Here is a 9,680-nt window from a genome sequence, read left to right as displayed (position 1 = left end):
CAAGGTTGAGTTCCTCTTCGATTTCGGAAGCCCCAACGCCTATCTGTGCCATCGCGTGATCCCCGCCATCGAGGATCGCACCGGCGTCGTCTTCGACTATGTCCCCATCCTGCTGGGCGGCATCTTCAAGGCCACCGGCAACCAGTCCCCGGTGGAGGCGTTCGCCCATATCCGCAACAAGCCGGAATATGACACGCTGGAGATCGAGCGCTTCACCCGTCGCCACGGGATCGAGGGCTATGGGATGAACCCCTTCTTCCCCATCAACACGCTGGTGCTGATGCGCGGCGCGGTCGCGGCGCAGAGGCTGGGCGTGTTCGCTGATTATGTCGACGAGATGTACCGCTATATGTGGCGCGACCACAGGAAGATGGACGATCTGGGCGTGCTGATGGATGCGCTGCGCGAATCCGGGCTGCCCGCGGATGAACTGGCCGGGCTGGTCAATGATCCCGGGGTCAAGCAGGAGCTGATCGACAACACCAATGCCGCCGTCGAGCGCGGCGCCTTCGGGTCGCCTACCTTCTTCGTCAATGATCATATCTACTTCGGCAAGGACAGGCTCTGGGAAGTCGAAGAGGCCATCAATCTCGATCAACAAACAGAAAATCGGGGGGCTGCTTAGGCGCGGCATTTTTGGCAACCGTCATGCTGAACCGGGTTCGGCGTGGCGGTGCGGCTGTGGGGCAGTGGACGAGGTTCTGTTGCGTGAAAGAAGCAGCGGGCTAGGCTGCGCAGACAAATTTGGAATGTCGAGAAGTGTACAATAGCGGGCGCGGCCGAAGGCTGGTGGAGGGGAAAGGGGCACGACCTTCGAATTTTCCCCTCCACCACCGCTTTCAGCGGCTGTCCCCCTCCCCACGCTTCGCGTAGGGAGGAATAGGATGGGTCCGCCTTCTACCCCAATTGCCTCGTTCGGCGGGTCTGTTGAGTTTGGCGATGCTGCCTAGGCGCGCTTCATGACTCGCTCTTCATGCTAAAATTGTTTCTGCATGACGGGTTTTGGGAAGCCGCTGCGCTAAAGATGGCGCAGGCGGCATGTCCTTAGTTTTTTCGCACGATGCTTTAGGCGGTCGGGGCGCCGCGGTCGCAGGCGATTCCGCCCAGTTCGATCAGCAGGCGCGTGTCCCGAAGGATATTCGTCCATGGCTCATCGCCCAGGGCGCTGCGCAGTTCATCCTGCGCCTTTCGCCATTTGGGGATGGATTCCTCCAGCGCCTCATGGCCGCGCTTCGTCAGGCGCACCAGCCGCTGGCGCTTGTCCGCGCCTTCCGTAATCTCCAGAAAACCGTCGCGCACCAATATGTCGACATTGCGCGTCGTGGTCGTCCGGTCCGTTTCCAGATGCTGGGCGAGCGTCTGCATCGTCGCGTTGCGCAGATAATAAACGCGCATCAGAAGCGACATCTGCACGGGATTCACGGGGGAACCCGCCATATTGTCGACATAGCGCTTCATGATCGCCCGATTCGCCGAGCGAAGCCCCTCCGCAAGGCAGATATGGGGTGTATTCCGGACTTCTTCCAGAAAGGCTATGGGTTTCAATGCGCTCATTTAGGTGGAGATACACCGAACAGGCCCGCAAGTCGACCCCCTAAGCGAAGCTGTCCGCTCAAGGGGGTCGACCTGCGGGTGCGGGTCGGGCGGCCCCGCCGCTTTCCGGCGAAGGCCCATATCCAAAAAAGATTTGCCGGTCAGCGACCCTTGGCGACCAGTATCAGGCTGTCCGCGCCCGCGTGGCGATGGGCGGCGATCTTCTTGTAGCTTTCGCTGTCGGCGAATGCGCGGAAGGCAGCCATGTCGTCGAATTCCAGGATGACGATCTTCTCATAAGCCCATTCCCCCTCCTCCACGAGGGGCTGTTCGTCGGCGGCGACGAGGCGGCCGCCATATTCGTGCAGAATCGGGCCGAACTGCACCTTATATTTATCATAGGTTTCCTGATCGTGGATCTTCACCTGGGCGATCGTATAGACGGCCATTCGGCATCCTTTCCTATATTGAATTGACGGCATAGGGCGCGCGCCCGCGCCGCGTCGCATGCGGCATGGGCACGCGCCTGGCGCTTATGTTCAGGCCGTCGCGTCCAGCATCTGGAGCGTCGGATAGTCGGTATAGCCCTTCTCGTCGCCGCCGTAGAAGGTCGGGCGGTCCCAGGGGTTGAGAGATGCGCCGATGCGCACGCGCTCCACCAGGTCGGGATTGGAGATGAACGACCGGCCGAAGGCCACCGCGTCGGCAAGATTCTTGCCGACCTCTTCCTGCGCGGACGGGCCGTCATAACCGCCCGCCGCGATCAGCACGCCCGGCCAATAGTCGCGGAAGAGCGTCGCTGCCGAAGGCGCCTTCTCATTGAACACGTCGGCCTTGCCCGTGCCTGTCGCGCGCGGTTCGATCAGGTGCAGATAGGCGATCTGGAGGCCGGAAAGCGCCGCGATGGCGTGGCGATAGAGCGGGAGCGCATCCTCATCGCCCGCATCGTTGGCAGTGCCGAAGGGGGAAAGACGTACGCCGACGCGGTCCGCGCCGACCTCCGCCGCCACGGCGCGGGTCACCTCCAGCAGGAAGCGGGTCCGGTTGGCGATGGAGCCGCCGTAAATATCATCCCGCTTGTTGGAGCGCGACTGGAGGAATTGTTCGATCAGATAGCCATTCGCGCCGTGGATCTCGACGCCGTCGAAACCCGCCGCCATCGCATTGCTGGCGCCGGTGCGATAGGCCTCCACGATCTCGGCAATCTCGTTCAGTTCAAGGGCGCGGGGCGTCTGGAAAGGTTCCAGCGTCCAGCTTGCCGTGAAATGCTCGCCCGCCGCGGCGACGGCGGACGGCGCGACCGGCGTGGCGCCATGATAGGAGGAATGGGAAATGCGGCCCACATGCCAGAGCTGAAGGAAGATATGGCCGCCGGCCGCATGGACGGCGTCCGTCACCTTCTTCCAGGCGGCGATCTGCTCTTCCGAATGGATGCCGGGGGTCTGCGGATAGCCTTGGCCGGTCGGCGTGACCTGCGAGGCTTCGGCGATGATGAGGCCGCCCGGCGTAGCGCGCTGGCGGTAATATTCCACGGCAATGTCGCGGCACACCATGCCCGGTCCGGCCCGCATCCGCGTGATCGGCGCCATCACGACGCGGTGCGACAATTCAAGCGCTCCTATCTTCAGGGGCTGAAACAGCGGCGATTGGCTCATTGACTACTCCTAAAAATACGGCCGCTCTACTGGGAGGGGCTCTTGGAAATTATCGATGGGAAGCCGTCCGCTTCTTCATCGGCAGGTCGGAATGGCTTGCCTGTCGGACCCGCCCCGCGAGCGAGCGGCGGCGGAGCATGCCGGCATGAAAGTTTAAATTTGCAACCTCGATTCACAGTGCATCTTATGGTTTAAAAATGCAACCATTATATTTGCGGGCGGCGTGGGCGATGCGGGGAGGAAGGGATGCCGCAACATGGTCCGCAGGGCGGATTTTCCGGCGGCGATAGCCTCATTATATGGTTGCATAGTTAAACCATATTCTCCAATTATCGCCGGATAAGGACAGGCCGTCATCGATGGGAGTTTAGGATGGTTGAACGTAAGGCGATCTTCATCACAGGGGGAGGATCGGGCATCGGCCGGGCCGTGGCGCGCCGCTTCGCGGCGGAAGGCTGGCTGGTGGGCATCGCCGATATCCATCCCGCCGGGATGGCGGAAACCGCCGCGGCGCTGCCGCCCGGCTCCGCATCGCTTCACCAACTTGACGTGCGGGACAGGGAGATGTGGGACATGAAGCTGGCCGAGTTCGTCGCGGCGAGCGGCGGGCGGCTGGACGTCCTGTTCAACAATGCGGGCGTCGCCTGCGGCGGGCCGTTCGAACATGCCCGCAAGGATGAAATCGACTCCGTGGTGGACGTGAATGTGCGGGGCATGTTGTATGGCGCGAATGCGGCCCATCCCTATCTGGCCGCGACGGAAGGAGGCTGCCTGCTCAACATGGCGAGCGCCTCCGCCCTGTACGGCTCGCCGGGCCTGGCCGTCTATTCCGCGACCAAATATGCGATTCGCGGGCTGAGCGAGGCGCTGGATGTCGAATGGAGGAATTCGGGGGTGAAGGTGCGGTGCCTTTTCCCGACCTTCGTCGATACGCCGATGCTGGCGGCCGCACCGGGATCGAGCGAGGACAGCAAGCGCGACCGCGTGCTGAAATCCGGCGCCACGCTGACTTCGGTGGAGGAGGTCGCGGACCATGCGTGGAAAGCCGTGCATGACGATCGCCTTCATGTGCTGATCGGGAAAGGCGCGAAGAAGCTGGCTTTCGCCGCGAAGTGGAAGCCGAAGTCGCTGCGCAATATGGTGCGGGGATAGCGCCGGAAACTGGAATTCATTCACAGGTCTGAACTGGGTTCCTGCCTTCGCAGGAACACGGTCATTTTTCTCGCCGATGTGATGGCGCTCACTTTCCCTGGACGCGATGGGGTTGCAGGCCCCATCGCGCCGGGATGATCACGGCCGTGGCAGGGTCGGCAGCAGGCTGTATTTGGTGGTGAGATATTCGTCGATGCCTTCCGCGCCGCCTTCGCGGCCGAGGCCCGACATCTTCACACCGCCAAAGGGTGCCGCCGCGTTGGACAGCATGCCGACATTCCAGCCCATCATGCCGGTCTGGAGGTCGTTTATCAGGCGCTGTCCCCGCGTTATGCTCTGGGTGAATATATAGCCAACCAGACCATATTCAGTGTCGTTGGCGATCCGAATGGCTTCGTCGTCGGTTTCGAAGGTCATGATGGGCAGGACGGGGCCGAAAATCTCTTCGCGGCAAATCCTGCTGTCGGGCGAGACATTGGTCAGGACCGTCGGTTCGTAGAATGTGCCCGGCCCGCTCTTGCGCTGGCCGCCGACGAGGATTTTGGCGCCGCGCGCCGTCGCGTCCTTCACCAGTTCGTCCACGCTGGAGGCCGCCGCCTCATCGATCAACGGACCGATGGTGACTTCGGGATCGAAGCCGGAGCCCAGCTTGAACTGCGCGACCCGCTCGGCCACGCGGCGGCTGAATTCCTCCGCCACGCTGGCATGCACGATGAACCGGTTCGCCGCCGTGCAGGCCTGGCCGATGTTGCGAAACTTGGCGATGATCGCGCCTTCGACGGCGCGGTCGAGATCGGCGTCCTCGAAGACGAGGAAGGGCGCGTTTCCGCCCAGTTCCATCGACGTCCGCAGGATGTTGACGGACGCCTTTTCCAGCAGCATCCGGCCGACCGGGGTGGAACCGGTGAAGCTGATCTTGCGCAGGCGGCTGTCGGCGATGATGGGGCCGGTCGTCCCGCCGGAATCGGTCGTCGGAATTACGTTGACGACGCCGGGCGGCAGGCCCGCTTCCTCGAACAGCGCGGTCAGGTACAATGTGGTGAGCGGTGTCAGCGCGGCGGGCTTCACCACCACGGTGCATCCAGCCGCCAGCGCGGGCGCGATCTTGCGCGTGGCCATGGCCAGCGGGAAGTTCCAGGGCGTGATCAGCAAGGCCGGGCCGAGCGCGTGGCGCGACACGATCATGTCGCCATTCCCCTCCGGCGAGGAGCCGAAGCGGCCGGATATGCGCACCGCCTCCTCACTGAACCAGCGCAGGAATTCGCCGCCATAGGTGACCTCCGCCTGCGCTTCGCGCAGCGGCTTGCCCATTTCCAGCGTGATGATCTCCGCGATCCGGTCCCGGTCCCGCATGACGAGGTCAAAGACGCGGCGGAGCAGTTCGCCCCGCTCCCGCGCCGGGGTGCGCGACCAGGAGGCGAAGGCGGCGTCCGCCGCGTCGAGCGCATCCATCGCGTCCGACGGCCGCGCATTGGCCAGCCGGGCGATGACGTCGCCCGTGCAGGGGTCGCGCACGTCAAACTCGCTTCCGTCCGCGGCGGGGCGCCATTGCCCGTCGATGAAGAGGCCATGCGGGACGGAGGAAGCGATATCCTGTCCGATGGCGGGCGATTTCTGCTCCAGCGTCACTGTCATGCTTCTTCTCCCAGGCGTTCGGCCGCGATCGGCGCATTCAACGCGCCGCGAAGGAATTTGGCCGCATGCTCCAGTTCGCTGCGGGCCGGGGCGATCGCCTTGCCCAAGGTGAGGAAGCCGTGCATCTGGTCCGGCAGGTGGCGATGTTCGGTGCCCGGAACCTCGCTGAGCAACCGCTGGGCAAGGGCCACCGTGTCGTCCCTGAGCGGATCGTGGCCGACCGAAACGACCAGCGTGGGCGGCAGGCCCTGGAAGCGCGGATAGCGCATCGGCGAGGCGCGCCAGTCGCCCGCCATGGCGATATCCTCCAGATAAAGATCGCGGAACCAGCGCAGGGTCGAGGATGTCAGCGGATAGCCGCTGCTGAATTCGTCCATCGACGTGATCCGGCGGCCGACGTCGCCCGCCGGATAGAAGATCGCCAGCGCCGCCAGCTTCGCCTCATCCTTGAGGGCGATGGCCGCGACCAGCGCCAGCGTGCCGCCCGCGCTGTCCCCGGCGATGGCCACCCGCGCCGTGTCGATGCCGCGCCCGGCCAGCGCGCCCGGTATATATTGCAGGGCCGCGATGGCGTCCTCCGGCGCGGCGGGGAAGGGATGTTCCGGCGCGAGGCGATAGTCGACGGCGGCCACCACCGCGTCGCTCAGCTTCGCGAGAAGGCGGCAGGTCGTGTCATGCGTCTCCAGATCGCCCATCACCCAGCCGCCGCCGTGCAGATAGAGGATGAGCGGGCGGGAATCGACGGGGGTTTCGGGTTCGTAGAGCCGGACGCGCAGCGGCGTCTTCGGCCCCTCCACGGTCAGGTCCGTGACCCTGACATCCTGCTCCGCATCGAAGCCCAGACGCAGCGACGTAGCGCGATAGCCGTCGCGTGCCTGTTGCGCCGTGCCATGTTCATAAGGGGGGGGATTGGCGATCCGATACTGGTCCACGACGAATTGCGCGCCCGCCTCCAGTTCGGTGCGGAGTGGGATTGTCTCTGTCATTGCCCGATCACTCTCTGCACGACGCCGCCGTCCACCAGGAATTCGGCGCCGGTGATATAGGATGCTTCATCCGAAGCGAGGAAAGCCACGACCTGGGCGATTTCTTCCATATTGCCCGGCCGTCCCAGCGGGATGAGCGAGGTGTCGACCTTCAGACCGGCGGTCATCGGCGTGCTGATCATGCCGGGCAGCACGGCGTTGACGCGCACGCCCGACGGAGCGAAATCGAGTGCGGCGGTCTTCGTCAGGCCGATCACGCCGAATTTCGACGCGACATAGCCGTAGCGGTTGCGGTTGCCGCGAATGCCGTTGATGGACGAGATGTTGATGACCGACCCGCCGCCGTTCTTCGCCATATGGGGTATGCAGGCCCGCATGCCGTAGAAGACGCCGCCGAGGTTGACGGCGATCTGCCTTTCCCATTGCTGGTCGCTGGTGTCCGCCAGTTCAGCGCCGCCGCCGATGCCCGCATTGTTCACCAATATGTCGATCCTGCCGAAGCGGTCGATGCAGCCGTCGACCACGGCGCGCCAGGCGTCGCTGTCGGCCACGTCCAGATGGGCATATTCGGTGTCTGGACCCAGTTCGGCGGCCAGACCGGCACCCTCTTCATCGATGATGTCGGCGATGAGAACCTTCGCGCCTTCCGACACGAAGCGGCGGACATAGGCGGCGCCAAGGCCACGGGCGCCGCCCGTGACCAGCGCCGTCTTTCCAGCGAGGCGGCTCATTCCGCCGCCTGCGAAGTCAGCGCGTCGACCGGGGTGAAGCGATAGTCGCTTTCCACCGGACCCCGCGTCATGTTCCAAAATTCGAGCAGTTCGAACGGCCAGACCGCCGACACGCGGCCGGTGCTGTTCTTGTACCAGCTCATCACGCCTTCGGCGCCCCAGGCGCGGGCGCGATTGGCGGTGTCGATCCTGGAGATGAAGCTGTCGAGCGCGGCCTCGGTCGGCTCCATGTCCTTGAGGTCATTGACCACCAGGGTGCGGATGCATTCCATGATATATTCGATGCTGCATTCGATGATGAAGATCGCGCTGCCGTTCGCCGCCACGGCGGAATTGGGGCCGCCGCAAATGAAGAAGTTCGGGAATTTGGGCACGGTCATCGTCACATAGGCGCGGGGATCGGCATCCCAATATTCATGCAGTTCCACGCCATCGCGGCCGCGCACCTCGATATCGGCGAGGAATTCGTCGGCGCGGAAGCCGGTGGCATAGGCGATGACGTCGACTTCATGCAGCACGCCGTCTTCGGTGACGATGCCTTCCGGAACGATCCGGTCGATGCCGTCCGTCACCAGGCTGACGTTCGGCTTGCGCAAGGTGCGCGACCATTGGCCATTGTCGCGCAGCAGCCGCTTCGCGCCCGCCGGATAGGTCGGAATGACCTTCTCCACCAGATCGGGCCGGTCGGCGAGCTGGCGGCGGAATTCGCCCTCCAGTTCCTGGCGGAAGGCTTCGTTGATCGCGCCGATCGATCCCTCGGTGCTCCAACCCTCGTCCGCCGTGACGGTGGGCATGCGGCCTTCGGTCGCCAGCCAGAACTGCCAGAAGCGATACCAGCGCGCATAGCCGGGAATGTGGCGGAACAGCCACATCAGTTCCGGGCTGATGTCATCCAGATAGTCGGCCGTGGGGAACAGCCAGGGCGCGCTGCGCTGGAACACCTCCAGCGTGCCGACTTCGTCAGCGATGGCGGGCGCGATCTGGTAGGCGCTGGCGCCGGTGCCGACGATGGCGACGCGCTTGCCCTTCAGGCTGACGTCGTGGTTCCACTTGCCCGAATGCATGCTGGCCCCGGCGAAGCTCTCCCTGCCCTTGATATTGGGATATTTGGGGGCGTTGAGCTGGCCGGTCGCGCTGATCACCACATTGGCGCGGTGGACGACGGTCTCGCCGTTGGTGATCGCCACCACCTCCCACTCGCCGGCTTCCTCGTCATAGATGACAGACTTGACGACGGTGTTGAAGACGATCCGGTCGCGGACGCCGGTTTCATCCGCGACCTTCATGACATAATCCTGGATTTCCGGCTGGCGCGAGAATTTCTGCGGCCAGTCGGTCTTCTGCGCGAAGCTGAAGCTGTAGGCATAGTTGGACGTGTCCAGGCGGCAGCCGGGATAGGTGTTTTCCCACCATGTCCCGCCGACTTCCGGATTCTTTTCCAGGATGACATGGTCCACGCCCGCCTGCTTCAGCCGGTAGGCGTTCGCGATGCCGCCGATGCCGCCACCGATGATCAGCACCTTGAACGGGCGGTCGGGGTCGAGATCGGCCAGCTTCCACTGCGGCGCGCCGACATCGTAATCGGCCACCTCATGGTGGAGCAGGTCGCGATATTCGCTGAAATCGCGGGTGATCATGAAGCTGACGATCGTCTTCAGATCGTCCTCGCTGATTTCCGCGATCCGCTTGTCGTCGCTGTCGCGATAGCGCTTGATGGCTTCGAAGGCCAAGCGGCGGGCCTCCCGCTGCTGATCCTCGTCCAGGCCGCCCTGCGGCATCGGGATGAAGGATTTGCGGGTGTGGGGCGGCTTCAGCGATGCGGGCACCAGGCCGACATCGCCGGTCAGGCGCGCCAGCGCCGCCAGCAGGGCGGGAAGCTCTGCCTTTTCCAGCAGGCGTTCCAGCTCGGCGTCGTCGACGTCGATGGGAAGATAGGTGTCGAACGCTTCCAGTTGTTCGATGGGGTTGGCGGACATGATATTTCCTCT

The 9,680-nt window shown here is 63.9% G+C and carries 9 protein-coding genes; 2 read left to right on the top strand and 7 right to left on the bottom strand.

Annotation, left to right across the window (positions count from 1 at the left end; genetic code table 11):
- The coding region (locus BV95_RS16860; protein ID WP_037454576.1) for a 2-hydroxychromene-2-carboxylate isomerase at positions 1–625 on the top strand (625 nt) is incomplete at its 5' end.
- Between the two features lie 440 nt (positions 626–1,065).
- Here the strand turns inward: BV95_RS16860 and BV95_RS16855 are convergent.
- From BV95_RS16855 to BV95_RS16845, 3 genes are all read right to left on the bottom strand, one after another.
- Entirely contained in the window at positions 1,066–1,554 is a 489-nt protein-coding gene (locus tag BV95_RS16855) for a MarR family winged helix-turn-helix transcriptional regulator (RefSeq protein WP_013849296.1), read from the bottom strand.
- A gap of 140 nt (positions 1,555–1,694) precedes the next feature.
- On the bottom strand, positions 1,695–1,982 hold the full coding sequence (locus tag BV95_RS16850; RefSeq protein WP_013849295.1) for a DUF1330 domain-containing protein: 288 nt from the start codon (positions 1,980–1,982) through the stop codon (positions 1,695–1,697).
- Between the two features lie 90 nt (positions 1,983–2,072).
- Entirely contained in the window at positions 2,073–3,188 is a 1,116-nt protein-coding gene (locus BV95_RS16845; protein ID WP_013849294.1) for an alkene reductase, read from the bottom strand.
- Between the two features lie 372 nt (positions 3,189–3,560).
- Here BV95_RS16845 and BV95_RS16840 point away from each other — a divergent pair, with 372 nt between their 5' ends.
- The gene (locus tag BV95_RS16840; RefSeq protein WP_037454571.1) at positions 3,561–4,340 is read left to right on the top strand and encodes an SDR family oxidoreductase; all 780 of its coding nucleotides are present in this window, start codon (positions 3,561–3,563) and stop codon (positions 4,338–4,340) included.
- Between the two features lie 138 nt (positions 4,341–4,478).
- On the opposite strand, the gene BV95_RS16835 is transcribed toward BV95_RS16840, so the two are convergent.
- The 4 genes from BV95_RS16835 to BV95_RS16820 are packed head-to-tail and all read right to left on the bottom strand — an operon-like array spanning position 4,479 to position 9,668.
- Entirely contained in the window at positions 4,479–5,975 is a 1,497-nt protein-coding gene (locus BV95_RS16835) for an NAD-dependent succinate-semialdehyde dehydrogenase (RefSeq protein WP_081873413.1), read from the bottom strand.
- Complete coding sequence (locus BV95_RS16830) at positions 5,972–6,961, bottom strand: alpha/beta hydrolase (RefSeq protein ID WP_037454568.1); 990 nt, start codon at positions 6,959–6,961, stop codon at positions 5,972–5,974. Before BV95_RS16830 ends, BV95_RS16835 begins: the two co-directional genes overlap by 4 nt.
- On the bottom strand, positions 6,958–7,692 hold the full coding sequence (locus tag BV95_RS16825; RefSeq protein ID WP_037454565.1) for an SDR family NAD(P)-dependent oxidoreductase: 735 nt from the start codon (positions 7,690–7,692) through the stop codon (positions 6,958–6,960). The genes BV95_RS16830 and BV95_RS16825 overlap by 4 nt, the downstream gene beginning before the upstream one ends.
- Positions 7,689–9,668 carry a flavin-containing monooxygenase gene (locus BV95_RS16820; protein ID WP_037454562.1) on the bottom strand — a complete coding sequence of 660 codons (1,980 nt, stop codon included), beginning with the start codon at positions 9,666–9,668 and terminating at the stop codon, positions 7,689–7,691. Before BV95_RS16820 ends, BV95_RS16825 begins: the two co-directional genes overlap by 4 nt.
- Positions 9,669–9,680: the final 12 nt, after the last annotated feature.

This window comes from Sphingobium chlorophenolicum, assembly GCF_000722875.1.
In the GTDB taxonomy this organism is placed as follows: domain Bacteria; phylum Pseudomonadota; class Alphaproteobacteria; order Sphingomonadales; family Sphingomonadaceae; genus Sphingobium; species Sphingobium chlorophenolicum.
Note: the sequence above shows the minus strand (reverse complement) of the source record. Positions and strands in the feature narration are given on the sequence as shown.

Excerpts from the sequence above, each read along its gene's own strand:
- BV95_RS16840 (WP_037454571.1), top strand. The coding sequence starts at position 3,561 with ATGGTTGAACGTAAGGCGATCTTCATCACAGGGGGAGGATCGGGCATC.
- BV95_RS16850 (WP_013849295.1), bottom strand. The coding sequence starts at position 1,982 with ATGGCCGTCTATACGATCGCCCAGGTGAAGATCCACGATCAGGAAACC.
- BV95_RS16830 (WP_037454568.1), bottom strand. The coding sequence starts at position 6,961 with ATGACAGAGACAATCCCACTCCGCACCGAACTGGAGGCGGGCGCGCAA.
- BV95_RS16855 (WP_013849296.1), bottom strand. The coding sequence starts at position 1,554 with ATGAGCGCATTGAAACCCATAGCCTTTCTGGAAGAAGTCCGGAATACA.
- BV95_RS16825 (WP_037454565.1), bottom strand. The coding sequence starts at position 7,692 with ATGAGCCGCCTCGCTGGAAAGACGGCGCTGGTCACGGGCGGCGCCCGT.
- BV95_RS16845 (WP_013849294.1), bottom strand. The coding sequence starts at position 3,188 with ATGAGCCAATCGCCGCTGTTTCAGCCCCTGAAGATAGGAGCGCTTGAA.
- BV95_RS16820 (WP_037454562.1), bottom strand. The coding sequence starts at position 9,668 with ATGTCCGCCAACCCCATCGAACAACTGGAAGCGTTCGACACCTATCTT.
- BV95_RS16835 (WP_081873413.1), bottom strand. The coding sequence starts at position 5,975 with ATGACAGTGACGCTGGAGCAGAAATCGCCCGCCATCGGACAGGATATC.